We start from the raw sequence: 26,532 nt of genomic DNA, 5'->3' as shown, positions 1-26,532 counted from the left end.
TGTAGGCAGATGAACTAGGGGTAAATGTCAACTAGTGCCCGCTCGCAGCGCGTGAGCGGGATCCGCTTTTTTTAAGTGGGAGGTATAACCGTTAAAACCACATTCAAGGAGGAAATGATAATGGCTAAAAAATCAAAAAAACAACAAGAAGCGTTGAAATTAATCGACCGTACTAAAATGTATGATGTTGAAGAAGCGCTTAAATTAGTAAAAGAAAATGCAACTGCAAAATTCGATGAGACAGTGGAAGCCGCTTTTCGTTTAGGTGTAGATCCTAAGAAAGCTGACCAACAAATTCGTGGGGCAATGGTATTGCCACACGGTACTGGTAAAACACAAACTGTTTTAGTATTTGCTAAAGGTGATAAAGCGAAAGAAGCAGAAGCAGCTGGCGCTGATTATGTAGGTGAAGCAGATCTTATCAATAAAATTAACCAAGGTTGGTTTGATTTTGATGTGATCGTAGCAACGCCAGACATGATGGCTGAAGTTGGTAAATTGGGCCGCGTATTAGGACCTAAAGGCTTAATGCCAAACCCTAAAACAGGTACAGTAACTTTCGATGTTGAAAAAGCAATCCAAGAAATCAAAGCAGGTAAAGTTGAATACCGTGTTGATCGTCAATCAAACGTACACGTTCCAATCGGTAAAGCATCTTTCGACTTAGATAAATTGGTTGAAAACTTCAACGCACTTTCTGGCACGTTAATGAAAGTAAAACCTCAATCTTCAAAAGGTATTTACATGAAGAACGTAGCTGTAACATCGACAATGGGTCCTGGTGTTAAAATTGACCCATCAAGCTTTTCAAAATAATTATTGACTTTAGTGACGCGTTTAGCTATAATTACTAAGGTTGAAAATATACGTTATACCGTAGACAGCAGGGGCGTTTGCTTAAATAGCCTGCCGAGGTGTTGAATACAGGTGTTGAGTACGCTCTATACCTTAAACATTCACGCAATCTCCCTCACGTCTACACGGCGTGAGGTTTTTTATTGAGTTTCAATAAAAGACTCGAATACGGATCGGTATGATGTTTAATTCTGGTAGGAGGTGGAATAATGTCAAAAGTTATCGAGAACAAGAAACAGGTTGTTTCTGAAATCGCAGCAAAACTTCGTGAAAGTGAATCAACAATCCTTGTTGATTATCGTGGTCTTGATGTATCTGAGGTTACTGAATTACGTAAAGAATTACGTGATGCAGGTGTTGAGTTCAAAGTATACAAAAATACAATGACTCGTCGTGCAGCTGACGATGCTGAACTTTCAGAATTAAATGAAGTACTAGTAGGGCCTACAGCGATTGCCTTCAGTAATGAAGATGTCGTAGCACCTGCGAAAATCTTGAACAATTTTGCGAAAAAACATGAAGCACTAGAAATTAAAGGCGGCGTCATCCAAGGAAACATCGCAAGCGTCGAGCAAATTAAAGAACTTGCAGATCTTCCAAACTACGAAGGCTTACTTTCTATGCTACTCAGCGTACTTCAAGCGCCAGTTCGCAACTTTGCCTATGCAACGAAAGCAATTGCAGAGCAAAAAGAAGAACAAAGCGCTTAAGTGCATCGCCTAATAAGGCAACGAACGAAACTAAAAAACAATTACTAGGAGGAAATAAGAATGTCTAAAGAGCAAATTATCGAAGCAATCAAAGAAATGTCTGTTCTTGAATTAAACGATTTAGTAAAAGCAATTGAAGAAGAATTTGGTGTAACTGCAGCAGCTCCAGTAGCAGCAGCAGGTGCTGCAAGCGGCGAAGCTGCTGAAGAGCAAACTGAATTTGATGTAGTATTAAACGGTGCTGGCGCATCTAAAATTAAAGTTGTAAAAGCGGTACGTGAAATCACTGGTCTTGGTCTTAAAGATGCTAAAGACTTAGTAGATAACGCACCAGGCGCAATCAAAGAAGGTGTTTCTAAAGACGAAGCTGAAGAAATGAAAGCTAAACTTGAAGAAGCAGGCGCTGACGTAGAAGTAAAATAGTCACTCGACTATTTTGGATAGAATAAGAGCTCGTCTTTAGAGGCGGGCTTTTATTTTTCTTTATTTTATCCCTCGTTGGTTTTAGTGAACCACTTTCATGAAGATAAGGCAGGTGAATATTTCAAGTGTCTGAACAATACTTTACAGCCAATCCCCAAACAAAAAGCGATCAAAAAACATGGTCGTATACTCTCAAAGGTCATGCCTTCACATTTACAAGTGATGGGGGTGTTTTTTCAAAAAATGATGTTGATTTTGGCTCGAGAACACTGATTGAAGCTTATCAATCGCCAGATGTTCCCGGTGATATTCTAGATTTAGGTTGTGGTTATGGACCGATCGGTCTTTCATTAGCCAAAGTGTATCCGGAACGCACGATACACTTAAGTGATGTAAATATGCGCGCCCTTGAACTGGCAGAAAAAAATGCAAAAGCAAATCAAGTGACGAATGTTCAATTTCATTTGAGTGACATCTTCGAGAAGATTAGTGAAGATAATTTTGCTAGTATTTTAACAAACCCGCCGATTCGGGCAGGTAAACAAACGGTTCATCAAATGTTTGAAGATAGTTTTGAACATTTAAAAATAGGGGGTACGCTTTGGGTAGTGATCCAAAAGAAACAAGGAGCGCCTTCGGCGATAAAGAAATTAGAAACCTTATTCGCAACGGTTGATCTTGTGACCAAAAATAAAGGGTATTTTATTATTCGAGCAGAGAAGTAGCAAGAAGAAGAAGAGGAAATCCTTTGACTTGGATGACCTGTTGTGGTAACATTGAAAAATGCCAATAGCACGTTTTTTTGTCAAGTGTTTTTTTAGAAAACACGAAATTATAACGTGAATGGCGAACGTAAGTTGGAATTTTTGTGAGTGTACACGCCCGGGGATTAATTATGATTGAAGTTTTGATCAGGTAGTAATCCTTGTTTCTTTATGCGTGCAAATATCTATTGAGGTTTATGGCATTTGTTATGTTGACAAATGTTTGTCATAAATGGCTCGTTTTTTATCTTGAGCCAATGTTCGGTAGTTACCGAACATATTATCTGATTTAAATTATACCGATTCCGTTTGATAAGTCAATAGTTGACATCTGGGAAAGTATTCGGTATACAGGCTTAACAAAATTTTTCTTGATTAAGCTTTTTTGTTTTTTATTCTTGATTTGAGGGGTGAAGCAGTTGACAGGTCAACTAGTTCAGTACGGACGACACCGCCAGCGCAGAAGCTACGCACGAATTAGTGAGGTACTAGAGTTACCGAATCTTATTGAAATTCAGACAGCTTCTTATGAATGGTTCTTAGAGGAAGGTTTACGAGAAATGTTTAAGGATATTTCTCCGATTGAAGATTTCCAAGGAAATCTATCGTTAGAGTTTGTTGATTATAGTTTAAACGAACCTAAGTATTCAGTTGATGAATCAAAAGAGCGCGATGTGACGTATAATGCGCCACTTCGGGTAAAAGTCCGATTGTTAAATAATGAAACAGGTGAAGTAAAAGAGCAAGAAGTATTCATGGGTGATTTCCCATTGATGACAGACACAGGCACATTCGTTATTAATGGTGCGGAACGTGTTATTGTTTCTCAGCTTGTGCGTTCGCCAAGTGTGTACTTCAGTAAAAAGATTGATAAAAACGGTAAACGTGGCTATACAGCTACAGTTATTCCGAACCGTGGTGCGTGGTTAGAGTTTGAAACAGATGCGAAAGACGTTGTCCATGTCCGCATCGACCGTACCCGTAAATTACCAATCACTGTTCTGTTGCGTGCCTTAGGTTTTAGCACAGATCAAGAAATCATTGATTTAATCGGTGATAATGAATATTTACGTAACACATTAGAAAAAGATAACACTGAAACAAGTGAAAAAGCATTGCTTGAAATTTACGAGCGTCTTCGTCCTGGTGAACCACCAACAGTCGAAAATGCAAAGAGTTTACTTATTTCGCGTTTCTTCGATCCAAAACGCTATGATTTAGCTCATGTGGGTCGTTATAAAATGAATAAAAAGCTTCATATTAAGAACCGTTTGTTTAATCAAACATTAGCTGAGACGATTGCTGATCCTGAAACAGGAGAAGTACTTGCTGAGGAAGGCACACTTATTGACCGTCGTGTACTTGATCGTCTTATGCCTTACTTAGAGCGCGAGGAAGATCGTTTAGGTGATTTTGAGCTTGAATTACAAGATAGTGTCTTAGAAGATCCAGTGCGCCTGCAAAACATTAAAATCGTTGACCCGACTGATCCAGAAGGTGAGCGTACGTTAAATGTTATTGGAAATGGACTTGTTTCTGACAAAGTTAAAAACATTGCGCCAGCAGATATTTTAGCAGCAATTAATTATTTCTTTAATATCTTACACCAAGTTGGAAACACAGATGACATTGACCACTTAGGTAATCGTCGTTTGCGTTCTGTAGGTGAGTTGTTACAGAACCAGTTCCGTATTGGTCTATCACGTATGGAACGGGTGGTACGTGAGCGGATGTCGATTCAAGACACATCAGCAATCACACCGCAACAATTAATTAACATTCGACCAGTTATTGCGTCGATTAAAGAGTTCTTTGGTAGCTCTCAGTTATCTCAGTTTATGGATCAAACGAATCCACTAGCTGAATTAACGCACAAGCGTCGTCTTTCAGCGCTTGGACCCGGTGGTTTAACACGTGAGCGTGCAGGTTTTGAAGTGCGTGACGTTCACTACTCGCACTATGGTCGTATGTGCCCGATTGAAACGCCAGAGGGACCGAATATTGGTTTAATTAACTCGCTTTCATCATTTGCGAAAGTAAATAAATTTGGTTTTATTGAAACCCCTTATCGTCGTGTTGATCCTGAAACTGGAAAAGTAACGGAACACTATGATTACTTAACGGCTGATGAAGAAGATAACTATGTTGTCGCACAAGCGAACGCTCGTCTTGCTGATGACGGTTCATTTATTGATGATGAAGTTATTTCGCGTTTCCGTGGTGAGAATAAAAGTGTTGCCCGGGAAAAAGTTGATTACATGGATGTATCGCCGAAACAGGTAGTTTCAGCAGCAACAGCATGTATTCCTTTCTTGGAAAATGATGACTCGAACCGTGCCTTGATGGGTGCCAACATGCAGCGTCAGGCTGTTCCGTTGTTGCAACCACATTCACCAATTGTTGGTACAGGTATGGAGTATGTATCAGGTAAAGACTCTGGTGCAGCTGTTATTTGTCAACATGATGGAATTGTTGAGCGCGTTGAAGCGAAAGAAATCCGTATCAGAAGAGTAAGTGATGTAGAGGGTAATGAAGTCCAAGGTGACGTTGATCGTTACAAACTTCAAAAATTCATTCGTTCGAATCAAGGGACATGTTATAACCAACGTCCAATTATTAGTGTAGGTGACCACGTTGCAAAAGGGGAAATTCTTGCAGATGGACCTTCAATGGAAGACGGCGAACTAGCGCTAGGACAAAATGTACTTGTTGGTTTCATGACTTGGGATGGTTACAACTATGAAGATGCGATCATCATGAGTGAGCGTTTAGTTAAAGATGATGTGTATACATCTATCCATATTGAAGAATATGAATCAGAAGCACGTGATACAAAGCTCGGACCCGAGGAGATCACACGTGATATTCCTAACGTCGGTGAAGACGCACTACGCGACTTAGACGAACGAGGCATTATCCGCGTGGGTGCAGAAGTTGAAGATGGCGATCTGCTTGTTGGGAAAGTGACACCTAAAGGTGTGACCGAATTGTCAGCAGAAGAACGTTTACTCCATGCAATCTTCGGTGAAAAAGCACGTGAAGTACGTGATACATCACTCCGTGTACCGCATGGTGCAGGTGGGATTGTCCTTGATGTTAAAATCTTCAACCGCGTTGATGGTGATGAATTACCACCAGGTGTAAACCAGTTGGTGCGTGTATACATCGTACAAAAGCGGAAAATTCACGAAGGTGACAAAATGGCTGGTCGTCACGGTAACAAAGGTGTTATCTCGAAAATCTTACCAGAAGAAGATATGCCATTCTTACCGGATGGTACGCCAATCGATATCATGCTTAACCCACTAGGGGTACCATCACGTATGAATATCGGTCAAGTTTTAGAGTTGCACTTAGGTATGGCTGCGAGACATTTAGGCATCCATGTTGCAACGCCAGTATTTGATGGCGCTTCTGAGGAAGATGTCTGGGAGACCATTGAAGAATCCGGCATGCCACGTGATGCGAAGACAATTCTTTATGATGGACGTTCAGGTGAAGCATTTGATAACCGTGTGTCAGTTGGTGTCATGTACATGATTAAACTTGCGCACATGGTTGATGATAAACTTCACGCGCGTTCAACAGGTCCTTACTCACTGGTTACGCAACAACCACTTGGTGGTAAAGCGCAATTTGGTGGACAGCGTTTTGGTGAGATGGAAGTTTGGGCATTAGAAGCTTACGGTGCTGCTTATACATTACAAGAAATCTTAACAGTTAAATCGGATGATGTGGTTGGTCGTGTGAAAACATACGAAGCCATCGTTAAGGGTGAGAATGTACCAGAACCGGGGATTCCAGAATCATTTAAAGTATTAATTAAAGAATTACAAAGTTTAGGTATGGATGTGAAAATGTTATCAGCGGATGAAGAAGAAATCGAGCTTCGTGATTTAGATGACGACGAAACATCACAAGACCAATTTAATTTAGAGTTTGAAGAAAAGTAAGTCGAACAAAGTAGAATAGATGTAGGACCTCATCTGAAATCGGATGAGGTCCACCACATACTAAAAGGGAGGTTGACCCCTTGCTAGATGTAAATAATTTCGAATTTATGAAAATAGGTTTGGCATCACCAGACAAAATTCGATCATGGTCATATGGGGAAGTAAAAAAACCAGAAACGATTAACTACCGTACGTTAAAACCAGAAAAAGATGGTTTGTTCTGCGAAAGAATTTTCGGTCCACAAAAAGATTGGGAATGTCATTGTGGAAAGTACAAACGTGTACGTTACAAAGGCGTTGTTTGTGATCGTTGTGGTGTTGAAGTAACGAAATCAAAAGTGCGTCGTGAGCGGATGGGACACATTGAACTTGCAGCACCTGTATCACATATTTGGTACTTTAAAGGGATTCCAAGTCGTATGGGACTTATTCTTGATATGTCACCAAGAGCACTTGAAGAAGTTATCTACTTTGCTGCCTATATCGTTACCGACCCAGGTGAGACGGCTTTAGAAAAGAAACAATTACTGTCGGAAAAAGAGTACCGCGCTTATCGTGATAAGTACGGTCAAGGCTTCCACGCCCAAATGGGTGCAGAAGCAGTCAAGAAAATCTTACAAGATATCGACTTAGAAAAAGAGGTCGAGTTGTTACGTGAAGAGTTAAAATCAGCACAAGGTCAACGTCGTACACGTGCGATTAAACGTTTAGAGGTTGTAGAAGCATTTAGACACTCAGGTAATAACCCATCATGGATGATTCTTGATGTGTTACCGATTATTCCTCCGGAAATTCGTCCAATGGTTCAATTAGATGGTGGACGTTTTGCAACGTCAGATTTAAATGATTTATACCGTCGGGTGATTAACCGTAATAACCGTTTGAAGCGTCTGCTTGATTTAGGCGCACCAAATATTATCGTGCAAAATGAGAAACGTATGTTACAAGAAGCGGTCGATGCGTTAATTGATAACGGTCGTCGTGGTCGTCCGGTAACGGGACCAGGTAACCGTCCACTTAAATCGTTATCGCACATGCTTAAAGGTAAACAAGGGCGTTTCCGTCAAAACTTACTAGGTAAACGTGTCGATTATTCTGGTCGTTCAGTTATCGTCGTTGGTCCTAACCTTAAAATGTATCAATGTGGTCTACCAAAAGAAATGGCTGTTGAATTATTCAAACCATTTATTATGAAAGAACTCGTTGAACGCGGACTTGCACACAATATTAAATCTGCAAAACGTAAAATCGAACGTCTTCATGACGAAGTTTGGGAAGTCCTTGAAGATGTGATTAGTGAACACCCAGTCTTGCTGAACCGTGCTCCAACGCTTCACCGTCTAGGTATTCAAGCATTTGAACCTACCTTAGTAGAAGGCCGTGCGATTCGTTTGCACCCATTAGTTTGTACAGCTTATAACGCTGACTTTGATGGAGACCAAATGGCTGTTCACGTTCCGTTATCTGCAGAAGCGCAAGCTGAAGCACGCATTCTTATGTTAGCGGCACAAAACATCTTGAACCCTAAAGATGGTAAGCCAGTTGTAACACCATCACAGGATATGGTACTTGGTAACTACTACCTTACCTTAGAACGTGAAGGTGCAATCGGTGAAGGGTTAGTCTTCAAAAACATTGATGAGGCAATGCTTGCTTATCACAATGGTTATGCACACTTGCACACGCGAATTGCAGTTCAAGCATCATCACTAGGTAAAGCAAACTTCACGGACGAACAAAAAGATCAATTGTTAATCACAACAATCGGTAAATTAATATTCAACTCGATCTTGCCTGAGTCATTCCCTTACATGAATGAGCCAACAGCTTTTAACTTAGAAGTTAAAACGCCAGAGCATTACTTCGTAGCTAAAGGAACGGACATCAAGGAAGATATCAAAAATCGCGAACGGATCCTGCCGTTCAAAAAAGGTATTCTAGGTGATATCATCGCTGAAGTCTTTAAACGCTTTAAGATCAGTGAAACATCTAAAATGCTTGATAAGATGAAAGACTTAGGTTTCAAATACTCAACACAAGCGGGTATTACTGTAGGTGTGGCGGATATCGTTGTACTTGCGGAAAAACAAGAAATCTTAGATGAAGCACAAGGAAAAGTTGATAAAGTTATGAAACAATTCCGTCGTGGTTTAATCACTGAAGATGAGCGTTATGAACGAGTGATTGCAATTTGGTCACAAGCAAAAGACGTTATTCAAGATAAATTGATGAAATCATTAAGTCACAGAAACCCAATCTTTATGATGAGTGACTCTGGTGCGCGTGGTAATGCATCTAACTTTACCCAACTTGCAGGGATGCGTGGTCTGATGGCCAACCCGGCTGGTCGTATCATTGAGTTACCGATTAAATCAAGTTTCCGTGAAGGTTTAACGGTCTTAGAGTACTTTATTTCAACGCACGGTGCGCGTAAAGGTTTAGCCGATACAGCACTAAAAACGGCGGATTCCGGTTACTTAACACGTCGTCTAGTTGATGTTGCACAAGATGTGATTGTTCGTGAAGACGACTGTCATACGGATCGTGGTTTAACTGTTTCAGCGATTAAAGAAGGAACAGAAGTAATTGAGCCTTTAGCTGACCGTTTAATTGGTCGGACGGCATTCCAAACCGTTCGTCACCCAGAAACAAAAGCCGTATTAGTTGAACGCGATGCATTCATTAGTGAGGAAATTGCGAAACAAATCATTGATGCAGGTATTGAAGAAGTAACGATTCGGACGGTCTTTACATGTAACACAAAACACGGTGCATGTAAGAAGTGTTATGGACGTAACTTAGCTACTGGTCAAGAGGTTGAAGTTGGTGAAGCTGTAGGTATTATCGCTGCTCAATCAATCGGTGAGCCAGGTACACAGCTAACGATGCGTACATTCCACACCGGTGGTGTTGCTGGTTCGGATATTACCCAAGGTTTACCGCGTATCCAAGAGATTTTTGAAGCGCGTAATCCAAAAGGTCAAGCGCTTATTAGCGAGATTGATGGCACAGTATCAGACATTACCGAAGTAAAAGAAAAACAAGAAATTGTCGTTCAAGGGGCTATCGAATCGCGTACGTACACGGTTCCTTACGGTGCGCGTGTTAATGTCGTTGTTGGTGATACCGTTGTTTCAGGTGGCGCTTTAACAGAAGGTTCGATTGACCCGAAAGAATTGCTTAAGTTCCAAGGTGTCGATGGCGTCCAGTCATATCTTCTTAAAGAAGTTCAGAAAGTATACCGGATGCAAGGGGTAGAAATCGGTGACAAACACGTAGAAGTAATGGTGCGCCAGATGTTACGTAAAGTGCGTATCTCAGATGCTGGTGAAACAGAAGTTCTTCCAGGTGCATTGATTGAGATTCACCAATTTAAAGAAGCAAATAAGAAAGCATTGTTAGATCAAAAAGAACCAGCAGTTGGTCGTCCAGTATTGCTTGGGATTACGAAAGCATCACTTGAGACAGACTCATTCTTATCAGCGGCGTCATTCCAAGAAACAACGCGCGTCTTAACGGATGCGGCGATTAAAGGTAAACGTGATGAATTACTTGGTCTTAAAGAAAATGTCATCATTGGTAAACTTGTACCGGCAGGTACGGGTATGCAACGTTACCGTAAAATCGAAGCACAAACGGAAAAACCGGTTGTGAACGTTGTGGAAGATGAAGCGGACAACGAAGAAACTGTGGAATAGAATTTTACTTTGAACAATGGGCCATCCAGTGAAAAGAGTTAATGATTTTTCTTAAATTAAGTTGACATTTACTTTGCTGGATGGTACTATATTCAAGGTGCTTCTGTTACTTTAAATGCTTTGGAGGATATGAAAATGTCTTATGAAAAAGTCATTCTAGCAAGTGATCGTCTAGTCATTGGGACTAAACAAACGATCAAAGCGATTAAAAGTGGCGATGTGAAAGAGTTGATTATTGCAGAGGACATTGATCCTTATATGATAAACAAGCTCATTCATTTAGCTGATAAAACGGAGATTCCTTATGCTCTGGTCGATTCAAAGAAGCGATTAGGCAAAGCGTGTGGAATTGATGTAGGTACAGCAGCCGTAGCGATAAAGCAATAAGGTTTTGGTAAATTGACGGTGTTGATTTACGAAGGCTTTGTTTTTTGCTTATAAATGAACCACCTGGATGTGTGGTATTACAAAACGTAACGAGAGGAGGAACAAGTTATGCCAACAATTAATCAATTAGTACGTAAAGGCCGTGTGACAAAGACTAAAAAGTCTGACTCACCAGCTTTAAATAAAGGTTATAACAGTTTCAAGAAATCTTTAACGAACCAATCATCTCCACAAAAACGCGGTGTTTGTACGCGTGTTGGTACGTTAACGCCTAAGAAACCTAACTCGGCGCTACGTAAATATGCACGTGTGCGTTTGACAAATGGTATCGAGGTAACTGCTTATATTCCTGGTATTGGTCACAACCTTCAAGAGCACAGTGTCGTGTTAATTCGTGGAGGACGTGTTAAAGATTTACCTGGTGTGCGCTACCATGTTGTACGTGGTGCGTTAGATACAGCTGGTGTTGATGGACGTATGCAAGGCCGTTCTAAATACGGTACAAAACGCCCTAAAGCAGCAAAATAATTTAAAACAATCGATAAATTCTACTATATGAAAGGAGGTTAGACTATGCCACGTAAAGGTCCTGTAGCAAAACGTGATGTCTTACCAGATCCGTTATACAACTCAAAACTTGTAACTCGTTTGATCAACCAAATGATGGTTGATGGAAAAAGAGGACAGTCTCAAAAAATTCTTTACTCAGCATTCGAAGCTGTTCAAGAACGTAGCGGTCAACCTGCTATTGAAGTGTTCGAACAAGCAATGAAGAATGTTATGCCTGTACTTGAAGTACGTGCTCGCCGTGTTGGTGGTTCTAACTATCAAGTACCAGTTGAAGTACGTCCAGAACGTCGTCAAGCATTAGGTCTTCGTTACATTGTTAACTACTCACGCTTACGCGGAGAAAAAACAATGGAAGAGCGCCTAGCTAACGAAATTCTTGATGCATCTAACAACACTGGTGCAGCAGTTAAGAAACGTGAAGATATGCATAAAATGGCAGATGCAAACAAAGCGTTTGCTCACTACCGTTGGTAATAATCTCTTGATGTTATTCAGTACACTGAATAACATCAACTCGAGATTTTTTGTGTGTCAGAACTTAAAAATTCAAAAGATTTAGATAAGAGGAAGGAGAAACACATATGCCTAGAGAATTCTCCTTGGAGAATACGCGTAATATCGGGATCATGGCTCACATCGATGCCGGTAAAACAACAGCTACTGAGCGTATTTTATTCTATACTGGTCGTATCCACAAAATTGGTGAAACGCATGAAGGTGCTTCACAAATGGACTGGATGGAACAAGAGCAAGAGCGTGGTATTACTATTACCTCTGCTGCGACTACTGCTCAGTGGAAAGGTCACCGAATTAACATTATCGATACACCAGGACACGTAGACTTCACAGTTGAGGTTGAACGTTCACTTCGTGTACTTGATGGTGCGGTAGCCGTACTTGATGCACAATCAGGTGTTGAACCACAAACAGAAACTGTATGGCGTCAAGCGACAACATATGGTGTACCTCGTGTTGTATTCGTCAACAAGATGGATAAAACAGGTGCAGATTTTATGTACTCAGTAGGTACAATGGTAGACCGTCTAGGAGCTAACGCTCACCCAATCCAATATCCAATTGGTGCTGAAGATGATTTCGAAGGTATTATTGACCTTGTTACCATGAAAGCATTCTACTACGAAGATGATTTGGGAACACGTGCAGAATCAAGAGAAATTCCTGCGGAACTTCAAGAAAAAGCTGAAGAGTTACGCGGAACATTGATTGAAGCTGTAGCAGAACTAGATGAAGACATGATGATGCGTTACCTTGAGGGTGAAGAATTCACAGAGGAAGAGATTAAAGCAGCAATCCGTAAAGCGACATTGTCTGTTGATTTCTATCCAGTAATTTGTGGTTCAGCTTTCAAAAACAAAGGTGTACAATTAATGATTGATGCGGTTGTAGATTACCTCCCATCACCACTTGATATTGCTGCAATCGAAGGAATTGTTCCTGAGACTGAAGAGCCAATCAAACGTCATGCTGATGACTCAGAGCCGTTCTCTGCGTTAGCATTTAAAGTTGCAACAGACCCATTTGTTGGTAAATTAACGTTCTTCCGTGTGTACTCTGGTACATTAAAAGCAGGTTCATACGTGAAAAACTCTTCTAAAGGTAAACGTGAACGTGTAGGTCGTATCCTACAAATGCACGCAAACTCTCGTGAAGAAATTGCTGAAGTATTCGCGGGTGATATCGCGGGTGCTGTTGGTCTTAAAGATACAAGTACTGGAGATACTCTATGTGACGAAAAAGAATTAGTAATCTTGGAGTCAATGGAATTCCCAGAGCCAGTTATCTCGGTAGCAATTGAGCCAAAATCAAAAGCTGACCAAGATAAAATGTCTATCGCATTAGGTAAACTTGCTGAAGAAGATCCAACATTCAAAACTGAAACTGATGTTGAAACGGGACAAACAATCATCTCTGGTATGGGTGAATTACACCTTGATATCATCGTTGATCGTATGCGTCGCGAATTCAAAGTTGAAGCGACTGTTGGTGCTCCACAAGTATCATACCGTGAAACTTTCCGTAAATCAGCGGAAGTTGAAGGTAAGTTCGTTCGCCAATCTGGTGGACGTGGACAGTACGGACACGTTTGGGTTAAATTTGAGCCAAACGAAGAAGGCGCTGGTTACGAGTTTGTTAACAACATCGTCGGTGGGGTTGTTCCGCGTGAATATATTCCTTCTGTTGAAGCAGGGATTAAAGAATCACTACAGAACGGCGTTGTCGCTGGTTATCCATTAATTGATGTTAAAGCAACATTATACGATGGTTCATACCACGATGTCGATTCAAACGAAACGGCGTTTAGAGTAGCTGCATCTATGGCACTTAAAAACGCTAAAACGAAATGTGATCCCGCTCTACTTGAGCCAATGATGAGAGTAGAAATTGTTATCCCTGAAGAATACATGGGTGACATTATGGGTGATGTTACATCACGTCGTGGACGTGTAGATGGTATGGAAGCTCGTGGTAATGCACAAGTTGTCAAAGCTTTCGTTCCGCTTGCAGAAATGTTCGGTTATGCAACGGCATTACGTTCAAATACGCAAGGTCGTGGTACGTACACGATGACATTCGACCACTATGAAGAAGTACCTAAGAGTATTTCTGAAGAAATTGTCAAGAAAAATACTGGACAATAATTGATTTTTTACTAAAATTAAAGTATAACTTGTATTGTGTGCTTCATATTTTATGGAGCTCGCATATGAGTCATAAAAAATAAAACTTTTTATTTATAACAAGGAGGAATTATAGAATGGGTAAAGAAAAATTCGACCGTTCAAAAGACCACGTAAATATTGGTACTATTGGACACGTTGACCACGGTAAAACAACATTAACTGCAGCTATTTCTACAGTACTACACAACAGATCAGGTATGGGTACTGCAATGGCTTACGATCAAATCGATGGTGCTCCAGAAGAGCGCGAACGTGGGATCACAATCTCAACAGCACACGTTGAGTACGAAACTGAAAACCGTCACTATGCACACGTTGACTGCCCAGGTCACGCTGACTACGTTAAAAACATGATTACTGGTGCGGCTCAAATGGATGGTGCGATCTTAGTAGTATCTGCTGCTGATGGTCCAATGCCACAAACACGTGAGCACATCTTACTTTCACGTCAAGTAGGTGTACCTGCGATCGTTGTATTCTTAAACAAATGCGACATGGTAGATGACGAAGAACTTCTTGAATTAGTTGAAATGGAAGTTCGTGATCTATTATCTGAGTATGACTTCCCTGGTGATGATGTTCCTGTAATTAAAGGTTCAGCTCTTAAAGCACTTGAAGGCGAAGAAAAATACGTAGATGCTATCTACGAATTAATGGATGCTGTTGATGAGTACATTCCTCGTCCAGACCGTGATACTGAAAAACCTTTCATGATGCCAGTTGAGGATGTATTCTCAATTACTGGTCGTGGTACTGTAGCTACAGGACGTGTTGAGCGTGGTGTAGTTAAAGTAGGTGACGAGATCGAAATCATTGGTCTTGCAGAAGCGCCATCAAAAACTACTGTAACAGGTGTTGAAATGTTCCGTAAGCTTCTTGATTACGCTGAAGCTGGCGATAACATTGGTGCATTACTACGTGGTGTTGCACGTGAAGACATCAACCGTGGTCAAGTACTTGCTAAACCAGGTACAATCACACCGCATACTTCTTTCAAAGCAGAAGTTTATGTTTTATCTAAAGAAGAAGGTGGACGTCACACGCCATTCTTCGACAACTACCGTCCACAGTTCTACTTCCGTACAACTGACGTAACTGGTATCATCCGTCTTCCTGAAGGCGTTGAAATGGTTATGCCTGGTGACAACGTAGAAATGACAGTAGAATTAATCTCTCCAATCGCTATCGAAGATGGTACTAAATTCTCTATCCGTGAGGGTGGACGTACTGTAGGCGCTGGTGTTGTAGCAACAATTACTAAGTAAGTTTAGCCTTACTTTACAAGATGAAAGAGCAGCGAATGCATTCGCTGCTCTTTTCTTATGGTTAGACTTATAGAGAAGATCATGTATGTAAACAGCTGTATAATATTTGGTGTTGGTGAAGGGGTTTTGATGCGTCAGTTATGACCCATTAAAATATATTCACTGGCACCATTTTTTCTGTTTAAATATAGAAAACAAGTGAGTTACCCTGTAGAATTGGTTTTACCACTAAAAACAACCTAGGAGGGAACTCACTTGTCTATATCTCATACTATAAGAATGTTACTTGATATTCAAGATAAAAATATTATTTTTGAAGGTGATTGTATCTATGAAGGAACGCTAACGCATATACCGACACAATGCGAGAACTGTGAAATTGAGAATGAACACTATACAGTGATTAAAAACGAGACGAAAATATCAGTCATTGTTTTGCCGAAGAAACCCCCTCATGCATCTGCGTGAGGGGGTTTCTTAATTAGTTAGTGGATGAATTAATTTGTTAAATCACTTGGATCAATATGACCTTCTTGGATGACTGTTTCATCAATATTGGATACATCTACACTGACAGGGTCCAGTAGGATTGATGGAACATCCGTCAAGTTGTTGTTAACCGTCTGATTTGTCTCAATGGTGTTACCGATAGCCAATTCATAGGCGCTTGTTGCTGCTGTATTTGCAATATTCTCTAACGATTTATAAACCGTCATGGTTTGTGTGCCATCAATAATGCGTTGAATCGCGGCGAGTTCTGCATCTTGACCACTGATTGGAACACGTCTGTCGCCAAGAGCTTCAATCACACCCCCAGCCGTCCCGTCATTTGCGGCTATAACTGCGTCAACAGTTGCATCATTTAAAAAGGATTGGAAATTATCACGAGCAACTTCGGGAGACCAACCCTCAGTGAAGTTATCATAAACTAGGTTAATTGAGCCATCATCAATTTTAGGTTGCAGGACATTCATTGCGCCTTCTCTAAAAAGGTGTGCATTATTATCAGAAGGGGCCCCACCAACATAAGCAATGTCTCCTTCAGGGACTTCATTTAGAATAGCGGTAGCTTGTAGTTCGCCAACCTTTATGTTGTCAAAAGAAATATAGTAATCAATGGCAGCGTTCATCACCATTTTGTCATAACTAATAACAGGAATATCTGCAGCTTCAGCTAATGCGACGGCTTCTTTGGCGCCTTCGGCGTCGGCTGGAATAATAACTAAAACATCAATACCCTCTTCAATCATCAATTTGACTTGTTGGTTTTGTACCTCTTGGACACCGTTTGCGGCAAGTGTCTTAACGTTAGCGCCTAAGTCATGAAGTGCTGTTTCAAAATAATCTTTATCGCGGTACCAGCGTTCATCTTGCAAAGTATCCATCGCAAAACCAATGTAAGGCTTTGTTTGATCAACTTGCAGTTTTGATAAGGTCGCAGTCTCATTTGTTTCGCTTGTATTATCAGCTTGTTGACAACCAGCGATCATAATTAGCGCGATAAAGATAGTGGTTAAATATGTGAATAAGCGTCTCATGCGTCGCCCTCCTTCTTTAGTGTAAATTGCGCCATTAACTGATCGATTTGTGCAATGGATGCTTGGAGTGAATCAGCACCGGTAGCGACTTGTCCCATTGCCGTTTTCTGTTCAGCGGCTGATGCTGAAATCTCTTCAGCGCCGGCAGCAGATTGCTCTGATATGGCTGCAATGTTTTCAACCGATCCGTTAATATCAATACTGGCATCTTGGAAGTAGTTTATAACGGTTGAGATTTCATCAACCATTGTTGTCATTTGTTGGATATTTGAACGTATCTTATTAAATTGTTGACTCGACTGTTCCATTTGGTCTTTTCCGATATTTACTTCGCTAAATGTTGTCTCTAGTTCATTAACCATCGCTTTAGTGTTGGTTTGTATATGATTAACTAGCGTAGTGATGTTACCAGTGGCACCGTGAACATTCTCTGCGAGTTTCCGGACTTCGTTAGCGACTACAGCAAAACCTTTGCCAGATTCACCTGCGCGGGCAGCTTCGATGGATGCGTTCAGTGCAAGTAAATTCGTTTGTTCAGCTATATCGGTAATAATACCAATGAACTTTCCGATTTCTTGGGTATCTTTTTGTAGATCAGCCACTTTGGTGACGGATTGTTCAACCGTTTTAGTGATGGTTGTCATCTGATCTTTAGTCTGTTGCATTTTTTGATAACCATCATCAGATGTCTCTAACGATTGTGCTGAAAATGTAACGAGTTGTTGGCTATTCGTTTGAGCGGATTCGATGCGCTCGCTGAAAGCTTTCGTTTTTTCTGAAATATCACTGGCTTCGTCCGCTTGACTTGTTGCACCATTTGCAAGTTCTTCTATTGTAATGGCAACTTGCTCACTTCCCGTCTCAACATCTTTAGCTATAGAAACGAAAGTTTGTCCTTGTTGGTTAACTTCTGTTGAGAGAACGCCAACTCTAGTAAGAATATCTGTTAAATTTCTCTTCATTAGGTTGATTGATGTGGACAATTGCTTAAGTTCTGAACTTGCCTGTGCTGTTAAGTCATCAGTTGCTAGTTCGCCATTACTGATGGCATCAGATGTTTTAACGACAGCACGTAGATCTTTCTTAATGCGGTGGTTCATCCAAATGATTAATATAATTGATACAAATAAGGAAAGGACGACAGAAGCAACAAGCGTTAATATGGTTTGCTCGATATTGGAGTTAGCTTGTTGGATCGATTGTTCATTTGAGATGATTGATGCATCAATTAAAGCATCACCAGCGATTAAGGTGTCACTTTTAAGCTGACTCACTTCTGTTTGGAGTTCGGTAAATACGGTTGTGTTAATTTGTTGTACATTTGGTACGACGTCAGTAAAGTAATATTGATCTAATAAGTGATTGTTTTCAATGATTTTATTGAAGCTTGATAACTGTTCTTCGGTCTCAAGTAATGACCTAACATGTTTTGCTTTATCAACAAACTGCGAACTTAGTGTGAGGTAATCTAGAAGTCTAGCATCACTTTCTTCTATAATATACTCCGGGATAAATACGTATTTTTCTTGATAGAGTGACATCAGTTCATTGACGTGCACGACAACAGCGTTAGTATTTTCTGTTTCGACAATGGATTCATTGGTTTCACTCAATAAAAAATAGGTGGTGATAACCGATGCGGTAAACAGAATAAGCACGAGTGTAAAGATCGCACCATATTGTTGACCAATTGATTGCCGGTTTAAAAGCTTTAAGCGCAAAATAATTCCTCCTTTAGATTAATAACATCTAATAGGAGTATCGGTATAAATGTATATTTTTAAACCGATGAAAGCGGCGTCTTAACATTCTTTTAAAAAAATTCATCTTTTTCTCTTTAACCCTTGCAATGTAAGGATATTTTCTATATAATAAGCAATGTTGGTCATTAAAGGCGATGATGTGGAAGGTTGTTGGCACACCCGGCCCCTTTGCCATGGGTTCGGTTGCTAAAGAAATTTCCGCGGAGAATGTCTATTATAAAATGGGCGAAAAGGAGGGAAAATAATGGCAAATGAAAAAATTAGAATTCGTTTAAAAGCGTATGATCACCGTATTCTTGATCAGTCAGCTGAAAAAATTGTAAGCACTGCGAAACGTTCGGGTGCTGGTGTATCGGGTCCAATCCCGTTACCAACTGAGAAATCACTTTACACAATTCTACGTGCGGTGCATAAGTACAAAGATTCTCGTGAGCAATTTGAGATGCGTACACACAAACGTCTAATTGATATTGTAAACCCAACACCACAGACAGTTGATGCGCTTATGCGTTTAGACTTACCATCTGGTGTAGATATTGAAATTAAATTATAAACGAAAATTTTTAGGAGGTGTAACGGATGACGAAAGGAATCTTAGGTCGTAAAGTCGGCATGACACAGATTTTTAGTGAAGATGGCGAATTAATTCCAGTAACAGTGGTTCAAGCAGAACCAAACGTAGTTCTTCAAAAGAGAACATTAGAAAACGACGGCTATGAAGCGATTCAAGTTGGTGTTGCAGACCAAAAACCGGTTAATGCAAACAAACCAGCTACAGGACATGCTGCAAAAGCGAGCACTACTCCTAAGCGCTTCATTCGTGAATTCCGTGGCGTAAAACTTGACGAGTATGAAGTGGGTCAAGAACTTACAGTCGAGGTATTCCAAGCTGGAGATATAATTGATGTAACAGGTACATCAAAAGGTAAAGGATTCCAAGGTGCTATTAAGCGTCACAACCAACAACGTGGACCAATGGGACACGGCTCGCATTTCCACAGAGCACCAGGTTCAATGGGTGCAGCTGCAGAACCAGCGCGCGTTATGAAGGGTAAGAAATTACCTGGACATATGGGTAGTGAACTGACAACACTTCAGAACTTAGAAATCGTTAAAGTAGACGCAGAACGTAACCTGTTATTAATTAAAGGTAATGTTCCAGGATCTAAAAAATCATTCGTAAAAATAGCGAGTGCACTAAAGGCTAACTAATAATAACCGAAAGGAGGATATGTCATGCCTAAAGTAACACTATATAACCAAAGCGGTTCGCAAGTAGGGGATGTAGAATTAAACGATAGCGTGTTTGGTATCGAACCAAACGAGCACGTGTTACATGATGCGGTCGTTATGCAACAAGCATCACGTCGTCAAGGAACACATGCTGTAAAAAATCGTTCAGCAGTAGCTGGCGGGGGTCGTAAACCGTGGCGTCAAAAAGGTACAGGTCGTGCCCGTCAAGGTTCAATCCGGTCACCACAATGGGTTGGCGGTGGCGTTGTCTTCGGTCCAACACCACGTAGTTACAGCTATAAATTACCAAAGAAAGTTCGCCGATTAGCTCTTAAATCAGCACTTTCATCAAAAGTAATTGAAAATAGCCTAATTGTTTTAGAAGGTTTAGCATTTGATGCGCCAAAAACAAAAGAAGCTGTTAAAGTATTAAAAGCGTTAGATGTAAATGAAAAAGTTCTTATCGTTACAGCTGAAAATGATGATGTTGTAGCTAAAAGTGCAAGTAACTTACCGAACGCAAAAGTTTTATCAGTAAGTGGAATCAATGTTCTTGATTTACTTACTCATGACAAGCTCATCATGACTAAGGATGCAGCGGAAAAAGCAGGGGAGGTGCTTGCATAATGAGAGATGCTCGCGATGTTATTAAGCGCCCGATTATTACGGAACACTCTGCCGACCAAATGGTTGATAAAAAGTATACTTTTGAAGTAAGTACAAAAGCTAATAAATCACAAATCAAAAATGCTATTGAAGAAATTTTTGGTGTGAAAGTAGTTAAAGTAAATACTTTAAACATTAAAGGTAAACTTAAACGCATGGGTCGCCATAGCGGTTACCGTCCAAATCGTAAAAAAGCTGTGGTTCAGTTATCTGAAGACAGTAAAGAATTAGATTTCTTTGAAACAGCAGAATAATTAATTATTGAGTGAAGGAGGGAAATAAGATGGCGATTAAGAAGTATAAAGCAACTTCTAACGGTAGACGTAATATGTCAACGTCTGATTTCGCAGAAATCACGACGAATAAGCCGGAAAAATCACTTTTACAACCACTATCTAAACGCGGTGGACGTAACAACCAAGGTAAGTTAACGGTTCGTCATCAAGGTGGTGGCCATAAGCGTCAATACCGTGTCATCGATTTCAAACGTGACAAAGATGGTATACCAGGTCGCGTTGCTACAATCGAATATGATCCAAACCGTTCAGCAAATATTGCGTTGATCAACTATGCAGATGGTGAAAAACGTTATATCTTAGCTCCAAAAGGAATTCAAGTAGGACAACAAATCTTCTCTGGTGAAGATGCTGATATTAAAGTAGGTAATGCATTACCACTTATGAGTATCCCAGTAGGTACAGTTATCCACAATGTAGAATTAAAACCAGGTCGCGGTGGACAATTGGCGCGTTCAGCAGGTGCTGAAGCTCAAATTTTAGGCCGTGAAGACAAATACGTTTTAGTACGTCTTCGTTCTGGTGAAGTTCGTTTAGTATTAGGAACTTGTCGTGCGACAGTAGGTCAAGTTGGTAATGTCGAACATGAACTTATTCGTGTCGGTAAAGCAGGTCGCTCACGCTGGAAAGGCATTCGCCCAACAGTACGTGGTTCTGTAATGAACCCTAACGATCACCCACACGGTGGTGGTGAAGGACGCGCACCAATTGGTCGTAAATCACCAATGTCACCATGGGGTAAACCAACTCTTGGTAAGAAAACACGTACGCGCAACAAACAATCAGACAAATTTATCGTTCGTAAACGTAAAAAATAACGGGGTTGAAAGACGGGCATTAACACCCGTCCGACAATCACGAAGGGAGGTTTATGTATGGGTCGTAGTTTAAAAAAGGGACCTTTCGTAGATGACCATTTAATGAAAAAGATTGAGAAATTGAACGAAGATAACAAGAAACACGTTGTGAAATCTTGGTCTCGTCGTTCTACAATTTTCCCTAACTTTATTGGACACACAGTCGCTGTTTATGACGGTCGCAAACACGTACCGGTTTATGTAACAGAAGATATGGTAGGACATAAATTAGGTGAATTCGCACCGACACGCACATTTAAAGGGCATGCGGGCGATGACAAGAAAACAAAACGCTAATTGGAGAGGAGGCGCTCTTGATGCAAGCTAAAGCTGTTGCAAAAACTGTTAGAATTGCTCCTCGCAAGGTTCGTTTAGTCATTGATTTAATTCGAGGCAAAAATGTTGGAGAAGCAATTGCTATATTAAACCACTTACAACGCGGTGCAAGCCCAGTTGTTGAGAAAGTATTAAACTCTGCGATCGCAAATGCAGAACATAACTATGAAATGGACGTAGAAAACCTTTACGTTTCAGAAGCATTCGTAAACGAAGGTGTTACACTTAAACGTTTCCGTCCACGCGCGCAAGGTCGTGCAAGTGCAATCAATAAGAGAACAAGCCACATTACAGTGGTTGTATCAGAAAAGAAGGAGGGATAATCTGTGGGTCAAAAAGTTAATCCAATAGGACTTCGAGTTGGCGTTATCCGTGACTGGGATTCAAAATGGTACGCCGGCAAAGATTATGCAGACTTATTACATGAAGATATTAAAATTCGTGACTATGTTGAAACTCGCTTGAAAGATGCAGCTGTATCTAAAGTTGAGATTGAACGTGCAGCGAATCGTGTTAATATTTCAATTTCTACTGCTAAACCTGGTATGGTTATTGGTAAAGGTGGATCAGAAGTTGAAGCACTTCGTAAAGCATTAAATGATTTAACAGGCAAACGAGTTCACATTAACATCGTTGAAATCAAAAGACCTGATATGGATGCTAAATTAGTAGCAGACAACATCGCGCGTCAATTGGAAGGTCGTATTTCATTCCGTCGTGCGCAAAAACAAGTAATCCAACGCGCTATGCGTATGGGAGCTAAAGGTATTCGTACACAGGTATCTGGTCGTCTAGGCGGCGCTGATATGGCTCGTGCGGAAAGCTATAGTGAAGGAACTGTTCCACTACACACACTTCGTGCTGATATCGATTATGGTACTGCTGAAGCAGATACTACTTACGGTAAACTTGGTGTAAAAGTGTGGATTTATCGTGGAGAAGTCCTTCCAACTAAAAACAAAAAGTAAGGAAGGGGGCACACATTATGTTAATGCCTAAACGTGTAAAACATCGTAAGCAACATCGTACAAGTTTAAAAGGAAAAGCAAAAGGCGGTACTGAGGTAGCGTTTGGTGAGTACGGATTACAAGCTCTTGACGCTGCTTGGATTACAAGTCGTCAGATTGAATCTGCTCGTATTGCTATGACTCGTCACATGAAACGTGGTGGGAAAGTTTGGATCAAAATCTTCCCAGATAAGCCATACACTAAGAAACCTTTAGAAGTTCGTATGGGTTCTGGTAAAGGTGCTCCTGAAGGATGGGTAGCAGTTGTTAAACCAGGGAAAATTATGTTTGAAATCGCGGGAGTTTCAGAAGAAGTAGCGAGAGAGGCACTTCGTCTAGCAGCACACAAACTTCCAATCAAAACTAAGTTTGTAAAACGTGAAGAAATTGGTGGTGAAATCAATGAAGGCTAATGAAATCAGAGAACTAACCACTGCCGAAATTGAACAAAAAATCAAGTCGCTTAAAGAAGAACTTTTCAACCTACGCTTTCAGTTAGCTACAGGTCAATTGGAAAATACGGTCCGTCTTCGTGAAGTTCGTAAATCAATTGCACGTATGAAAACTGTCGTTCGTGAAAGAGAGCTTAGCGTAAATAACTAGTAATGAGAGGAGGTTAGCCTCAAATGACAGAACGTAATAATCGTAAACTTTATACTGGTAAAGTTGTCTCAGCTAAGTCTGATAAAACTATTACAGTTGTAGTTGAAACTTATAAGTTCCACCCGTTATACGGCAAGCGTGTTAAATATTCTAAGAAATTTAAAGCGCATGATGAGAATAACCAAGCAAAACTTAATGATGTGGTTTCTATTATGGAAACTCGCCCATTATCGAAAACAAAACGTTTCCGTCTTGTTGAAATAGTGGAAGAATCAGTAATTATCTAATTGAATGCAATCAATGTAAAGATCGCTCGGATTGATTCCGAAGGGAGGTAACAAAGTATGATTCAGCAAGAAAGTCGTTTGAAAGTTGCAGATAACTCAGGTGCACGTGAAGTCTTAACCATTAAAGTTTTAGGCGGAAGTGGGCGTAAAACTGCTAATATCGGTGATATAATTGTGTGTACGGTGAAACAAGCAACACCTGGTGGCGTTGTCAAAAAAGGTGAGGTTGTTAAAGCTGTTATCGTACGAACTAAAACTGGCGCTCGTCGTAAAGATGGTTCATATATTCGCTTTGATGAAAATGCAGCGGTTATTATCCGTGACGATAAAAGTCCAAGAGGAACACGTATCTTTGGCCCAGTTGCACGTGAATTACGTGATAACAAGTTCATGAAAATTGTTTCATTAGCTCCAGAGGTACTATAAGCTCATAACAAAGCACCAAAAAATATTGTTTTATGAAAAGCCTTGTAAGGAGGTGCGTCTAGCATGCATGTAAAAAAAGGTGACAAAGTACAAGTTTTATCTGGTAAAGATAAAGGTAAGCAGGGAACTGTTCTTGCAGCATTTCCTAAAAAAGAACGTGTTCTTGTTGAAGGTGTAAACATCGTTAAGAAACATCAAAAACCATCACAAGATAACCCACAAGGTGGCATTCTTGAAAAAGAAGCGCCAATCCATGTTTCTAATGTATTACCAATTGATCCGAAATCAGGCGAGCCAACTCGCGTAGGATATGAAGAACGTGACGGAAAGAAAGTTCGTATCGCTAAAAAATCCGGTGAAGCGTTAGATAAATAATTAGCGACGAAAGGAGGGCTACTCAGATGAACGCATTAAAATCAAAGTATAAAAATGACATCGTGTCATCATTAGTAGAAAAATTTAACTACGATTCGGTAATGGAAGTTCCGAAAGTAGAAAAGATCGTAATCAACATGGGTGTTGGTGATGCAACTCAAAACACAAAGGCACTAGATGCTGCAGTTGAGGAATTGAAGTTAATCTCAGGGCAACAACCATTAGTAACTAAAGCAAAGAAATCAATTGCTGGATTCCGTTTACGTGAGGGTATGCCAATCGGGGCAAAAGTAACCCTTCGTGGCGAGCGTATGTATGAGTTTCTACAAAAACTTGTTGATGTATCACTTCCACGTGTTCGTGACTTCCGTGGTATTTCAAACAAAGCCTTTGATGGTCGTGGAAACTACACATTAGGTGTAAAAGAACAATTGATTTTCCCAGAAATAGATTATGACCAAGTAAGTAAAGTTCGCGGAATGGACATCGTTGTTGTTACAACTGCTAACACTGACGAAGAAGCTCGTGAATTATTAACTCAACTTGGCATGCCTTTCCAAAAATAAGCTAATGCGCTAATACAAGGAGGGAAAATAGTGGCTAAAAAATCTATGATAGCAAAACAACAGCGGACGCCTAAATACAAAGTGCAGGAGTATACTCGTTGCGAACGTTGTGGACGTCCACACTCTGTACTGCGTAAATTCAAACTTTGCCGTATTTGTTTCCGTGAACTTGCCTACAAAGGTCAAATTCCTGGTGTCAAAAAAGCAAGCTGGTAAAACCCGATTAGGGGAAGGAGGTAATATTTAATGGTTATGACAGATCCAATTGCAGATATGTTAACACGGATTCGTAATGCAAACATGGTTCGCCATGAGAAGCTTGAGCTTCCAGCATCAACAATTAAAACTCAGATCGCTGATATCTTAAAACGTGAAGGTTTTGTTCGCGATTACGAATTCATTAAAGATGATAAACAAGGTGTACTACGTATTTTCCTTAAATACGGTGCAAACGAAGAACGCGTAATCACTGGATTGAAACGTATTTCTAAACCTGGTCTACGTGTGTATGCGAAAGCAGACGAACTGCCGCGCGTACTTAACGGACTTGGTATTGCAGTCGTTTCAACTTCAAAAGGTATTCTATCAGACAAAGAAGCTCGTGAACAATCTATTGGTGGCGAGATTTTAGCATACGTTTGGTAATCATTTTTTCAATTAAGATAGGAGGTGCCATGTAGATGTCACGTATAGGTCTTAAAGTTCTTGAGATTCCTGAAGGTGTTGAGATCAAAAATGAAAACAACTTTGTGACAGTTAAAGGACCAAAAGGTACATTAACTCGTCAACTTCACGAAGATATGACAATTAACATTAATGGTAACGAAGTAACGGTTTCAAGACCGTCAGATATTAAATTACACAAAGCGTTACACGGTACAACTCGCAGCTTGATCGCTAATATGGTTGAGGGTGTACACACAGGCTTTGAAAAAGCATTAGAAATCCAAGGTGTTGGTTACCGCGCAACGAAACAAGGAAACAAACTTGTTGTCAACGCTGGTTATTCTCACCCTGTTGAGATCGAACAACCTGAAGGTATTGAAATTGAAGTACCAGCTAACACTAAAGTTATTGTTAAAGGAATTGACAAACAATTAGTAGGCGCAATCGCTTCTGATATTCGTGCAATCCGTAAACCAGAACCTTACAAAGGTAAAGGTATTCGTTATGCAAACGAACATGTTCGTCGTAAAGAAGGTAAGACTGCTAAGTAAGGCAGGATAATTTCTTAATTTCTCAATAGTTAGGT

At 40.4% G+C, this 26,532-nt stretch carries 31 protein-coding genes and 1 other annotated feature; of the genes, 29 read left to right on the top strand and 2 right to left on the bottom strand.

From position 1 onward, the window contains the following. Positions 1–120 precede the first annotated feature (120 nt). The 12 genes from rplA (at position 121) to DES38_RS10400 (ending at position 15,795) form a co-directional block, all read left to right on the top strand. A complete protein-coding gene (gene rplA / locus DES38_RS10455) occupies positions 121–816 on the top strand; it encodes a 50S ribosomal protein L1 (RefSeq protein WP_110252058.1) in 696 nt (231 codons plus the stop codon). A 40-nt stretch (positions 817–856) separates the two neighbouring features. After that, positions 857–1,007 (top strand) — a sequence feature (ribosomal protein L10 leader region). Positions 1,008–1,064: 57 nt separating this feature from the next. After that, entirely contained in the window at positions 1,065–1,565 is a 501-nt protein-coding gene (rplJ, locus tag DES38_RS10450) for a 50S ribosomal protein L10 (protein ID WP_110252057.1), read from the top strand. Between the two features lie 60 nt (positions 1,566–1,625). Continuing rightward, positions 1,626–1,988 (top strand): 50S ribosomal protein L7/L12, encoded by a 363-nt coding sequence (gene rplL, locus DES38_RS10445; RefSeq protein WP_110252056.1) that lies wholly within the window; start codon positions 1,626–1,628, stop codon positions 1,986–1,988. A gap of 125 nt (positions 1,989–2,113) precedes the next feature. Next, a complete protein-coding gene (locus DES38_RS10440; protein ID WP_110252055.1) occupies positions 2,114–2,713 on the top strand; it encodes a class I SAM-dependent methyltransferase in 600 nt (199 codons plus the stop codon). A 449-nt stretch (positions 2,714–3,162) separates the two neighbouring features. Continuing rightward, positions 3,163–6,705 (top strand): DNA-directed RNA polymerase subunit beta, encoded by a 3,543-nt coding sequence (gene rpoB / locus DES38_RS10435; protein WP_211305860.1) that lies wholly within the window; start codon positions 3,163–3,165, stop codon positions 6,703–6,705. An 80-nt stretch (positions 6,706–6,785) separates the two neighbouring features. Continuing rightward, entirely contained in the window at positions 6,786–10,403 is a 3,618-nt protein-coding gene (gene rpoC, locus DES38_RS10430) for a DNA-directed RNA polymerase subunit beta' (RefSeq protein WP_110252053.1), read from the top strand. Positions 10,404–10,538: 135 nt separating this feature from the next. Beyond that, positions 10,539–10,790, top strand: a complete 252-nt coding sequence (locus DES38_RS10425) for a ribosomal L7Ae/L30e/S12e/Gadd45 family protein (protein WP_110252052.1) — start codon at positions 10,539–10,541, stop codon at positions 10,788–10,790. Between the two features lie 108 nt (positions 10,791–10,898). Then, the gene (gene rpsL, locus DES38_RS10420; RefSeq protein ID WP_110252051.1) at positions 10,899–11,318 is read left to right on the top strand and encodes a 30S ribosomal protein S12; all 420 of its coding nucleotides are present in this window, start codon (positions 10,899–10,901) and stop codon (positions 11,316–11,318) included. Between the two features lie 45 nt (positions 11,319–11,363). Then, positions 11,364–11,834, top strand: coding sequence for a 30S ribosomal protein S7 (gene rpsG / locus DES38_RS10415; protein ID WP_110252050.1), 471 nt, complete (start codon positions 11,364–11,366; stop codon positions 11,832–11,834). A gap of 107 nt (positions 11,835–11,941) precedes the next feature. Continuing rightward, positions 11,942–14,020 (top strand): elongation factor G, encoded by a 2,079-nt coding sequence (gene fusA, locus DES38_RS10410; RefSeq protein WP_110252049.1) that lies wholly within the window; start codon positions 11,942–11,944, stop codon positions 14,018–14,020. Positions 14,021–14,136: 116 nt separating this feature from the next. Continuing rightward, positions 14,137–15,327 carry an elongation factor Tu gene (gene tuf / locus DES38_RS10405; protein ID WP_110252048.1) on the top strand — a complete coding sequence of 397 codons (1,191 nt, stop codon included), beginning with the start codon at positions 14,137–14,139 and terminating at the stop codon, positions 15,325–15,327. Positions 15,328–15,582: 255 nt separating this feature from the next. Further along, on the top strand, positions 15,583–15,795 hold the full coding sequence (locus tag DES38_RS10400) for a hypothetical protein (protein WP_146206376.1): 213 nt from the start codon (positions 15,583–15,585) through the stop codon (positions 15,793–15,795). 29 nt (positions 15,796–15,824) lie between these two features. Here the strand turns inward: DES38_RS10400 and DES38_RS10395 are convergent, their stop codons facing one another. Next, positions 15,825–16,865 carry a sugar ABC transporter substrate-binding protein gene (locus DES38_RS10395; protein ID WP_110252046.1) on the bottom strand — a complete coding sequence of 347 codons (1,041 nt, stop codon included), beginning with the start codon at positions 16,863–16,865 and terminating at the stop codon, positions 15,825–15,827. Further along, positions 16,862–18,586 carry a methyl-accepting chemotaxis protein gene (locus tag DES38_RS10390; protein WP_245882005.1) on the bottom strand — a complete coding sequence of 575 codons (1,725 nt, stop codon included), beginning with the start codon at positions 18,584–18,586 and terminating at the stop codon, positions 16,862–16,864. Before DES38_RS10390 ends, DES38_RS10395 begins: the two co-directional genes overlap by 4 nt. A gap of 286 nt (positions 18,587–18,872) precedes the next feature. On the opposite strand from DES38_RS10390, the gene rpsJ reads away from it, so the two are divergent. From rpsJ to rplF, 17 genes are all read left to right on the top strand, one after another. Further along, entirely contained in the window at positions 18,873–19,181 is a 309-nt protein-coding gene (rpsJ, locus tag DES38_RS10385) for a 30S ribosomal protein S10 (RefSeq protein WP_110252044.1), read from the top strand. Positions 19,182–19,207: 26 nt separating this feature from the next. Next, the gene (rplC, locus tag DES38_RS10380) at positions 19,208–19,840 is read left to right on the top strand and encodes a 50S ribosomal protein L3 (protein ID WP_110252043.1); all 633 of its coding nucleotides are present in this window, start codon (positions 19,208–19,210) and stop codon (positions 19,838–19,840) included. A gap of 24 nt (positions 19,841–19,864) precedes the next feature. Next, on the top strand, positions 19,865–20,488 hold the full coding sequence (rplD, locus tag DES38_RS10375; protein ID WP_110252042.1) for a 50S ribosomal protein L4: 624 nt from the start codon (positions 19,865–19,867) through the stop codon (positions 20,486–20,488). Then, positions 20,488–20,781 (top strand): 50S ribosomal protein L23, encoded by a 294-nt coding sequence (rplW, locus tag DES38_RS10370; protein WP_110252041.1) that lies wholly within the window; start codon positions 20,488–20,490, stop codon positions 20,779–20,781. The genes rplD and rplW overlap by 1 nt, the downstream gene beginning before the upstream one ends. A gap of 29 nt (positions 20,782–20,810) precedes the next feature. After that, positions 20,811–21,641: a 50S ribosomal protein L2 gene (gene rplB / locus DES38_RS10365; RefSeq protein ID WP_110252040.1), complete on the top strand. Its 831-nt coding sequence runs from the start codon at positions 20,811–20,813 to the stop codon at positions 21,639–21,641. A 57-nt stretch (positions 21,642–21,698) separates the two neighbouring features. Further along, on the top strand, positions 21,699–21,977 hold the full coding sequence (gene rpsS / locus DES38_RS10360) for a 30S ribosomal protein S19 (protein ID WP_110252039.1): 279 nt from the start codon (positions 21,699–21,701) through the stop codon (positions 21,975–21,977). A 20-nt stretch (positions 21,978–21,997) separates the two neighbouring features. After that, positions 21,998–22,339: a 50S ribosomal protein L22 gene (gene rplV, locus DES38_RS10355; RefSeq protein WP_110252038.1), complete on the top strand. Its 342-nt coding sequence runs from the start codon at positions 21,998–22,000 to the stop codon at positions 22,337–22,339. Between the two features lie 3 nt (positions 22,340–22,342). Beyond that, positions 22,343–22,984, top strand: a complete 642-nt coding sequence (rpsC, locus tag DES38_RS10350) for a 30S ribosomal protein S3 (RefSeq protein ID WP_110252037.1) — start codon at positions 22,343–22,345, stop codon at positions 22,982–22,984. Between the two features lie 17 nt (positions 22,985–23,001). Continuing rightward, entirely contained in the window at positions 23,002–23,436 is a 435-nt protein-coding gene (gene rplP, locus DES38_RS10345; protein WP_110252036.1) for a 50S ribosomal protein L16, read from the top strand. Next, the gene (gene rpmC / locus DES38_RS10340; RefSeq protein ID WP_110252035.1) at positions 23,426–23,626 is read left to right on the top strand and encodes a 50S ribosomal protein L29; all 201 of its coding nucleotides are present in this window, start codon (positions 23,426–23,428) and stop codon (positions 23,624–23,626) included. The genes rplP and rpmC overlap by 11 nt, the downstream gene beginning before the upstream one ends. Before the next feature lie 23 nt (positions 23,627–23,649). Next, complete coding sequence (gene rpsQ / locus DES38_RS10335) at positions 23,650–23,913, top strand: 30S ribosomal protein S17 (RefSeq protein ID WP_110252034.1); 264 nt, start codon at positions 23,650–23,652, stop codon at positions 23,911–23,913. A gap of 57 nt (positions 23,914–23,970) precedes the next feature. Beyond that, positions 23,971–24,339 (top strand): 50S ribosomal protein L14, encoded by a 369-nt coding sequence (gene rplN / locus DES38_RS10330; RefSeq protein WP_110252033.1) that lies wholly within the window; start codon positions 23,971–23,973, stop codon positions 24,337–24,339. A 63-nt stretch (positions 24,340–24,402) separates the two neighbouring features. Then, positions 24,403–24,714, top strand: coding sequence for a 50S ribosomal protein L24 (gene rplX, locus DES38_RS10325; RefSeq protein WP_110252032.1), 312 nt, complete (start codon positions 24,403–24,405; stop codon positions 24,712–24,714). A 26-nt stretch (positions 24,715–24,740) separates the two neighbouring features. Beyond that, positions 24,741–25,280 carry a 50S ribosomal protein L5 gene (gene rplE / locus DES38_RS10320; protein ID WP_110252031.1) on the top strand — a complete coding sequence of 180 codons (540 nt, stop codon included), beginning with the start codon at positions 24,741–24,743 and terminating at the stop codon, positions 25,278–25,280. Between the two features lie 30 nt (positions 25,281–25,310). After that, positions 25,311–25,496 (top strand): 30S ribosomal protein S14, encoded by a 186-nt coding sequence (rpsN, locus tag DES38_RS10315; protein ID WP_110252030.1) that lies wholly within the window; start codon positions 25,311–25,313, stop codon positions 25,494–25,496. Between the two features lie 30 nt (positions 25,497–25,526). Continuing rightward, a complete protein-coding gene (gene rpsH / locus DES38_RS10310) occupies positions 25,527–25,925 on the top strand; it encodes a 30S ribosomal protein S8 (protein ID WP_110252029.1) in 399 nt (132 codons plus the stop codon). Between the two features lie 35 nt (positions 25,926–25,960). Next, entirely contained in the window at positions 25,961–26,497 is a 537-nt protein-coding gene (gene rplF / locus DES38_RS10305) for a 50S ribosomal protein L6 (protein WP_110252028.1), read from the top strand. The last annotated feature ends 35 nt before the right edge of the window (positions 26,498–26,532 follow it).

The organism is Streptohalobacillus salinus (genome assembly GCF_003201605.1).
GTDB lineage: Bacteria > Bacillota > Bacilli > Bacillales > Amphibacillaceae > Streptohalobacillus > Streptohalobacillus salinus.
The sequence above is the reverse complement of the archived record's forward strand: the minus strand, read 5'-3'. Positions and strand labels throughout refer to the sequence as shown.